This window comes from Christiangramia marina, from assembly GCF_048285865.1.
Lineage (GTDB): Bacteria > Bacteroidota > Bacteroidia > Flavobacteriales > Flavobacteriaceae > Christiangramia > Christiangramia marina.
Genome location: NZ_JBLVTK010000049.1, coordinates 1 through 305 on the forward strand (window position 1 = coordinate 1; position 305 = coordinate 305).

The 305-nt window shown below is 72.5% G+C and carries 1 protein-coding gene; it reads right to left on the reverse strand.

Annotated features, from left to right (window positions below):
* Window positions 1–305 (reverse strand): MarR family winged helix-turn-helix transcriptional regulator (locus tag ACNKXS_RS15255; protein WP_417921626.1); only part of this gene is annotated, 305 nt, incomplete at both ends.

Genomic DNA, 305 nt, shown 5'->3' on the forward strand with positions numbered 1-305 from the left:
TTCCCTCAGCAGGTTTGCCTGCACCCGCGCCAGCAGGCCGCCCAACTGCCGGCGTTCGTCATCGCTCAGGCCCGACAATGCCTGGGCCGCCAGCAGTTCGCCGTGCCGCTGCATGTCCGCATAGGTGGCTTCGCCCGTCGCCGTCAGGTACAGGCGGGTGCTGCGCCGGTCGGCCTCGTCGGGGCGCGCATCGATCAAGCCCTTCTCGCGCAGCGGCCGGGCGCGACCCAGCGCGACCTGGCGCAGCATTCCGGGCGCGACAAGGCGCAGGTGACGCGCCTGGTGCAGGGGCTGCGCGAGAAGGG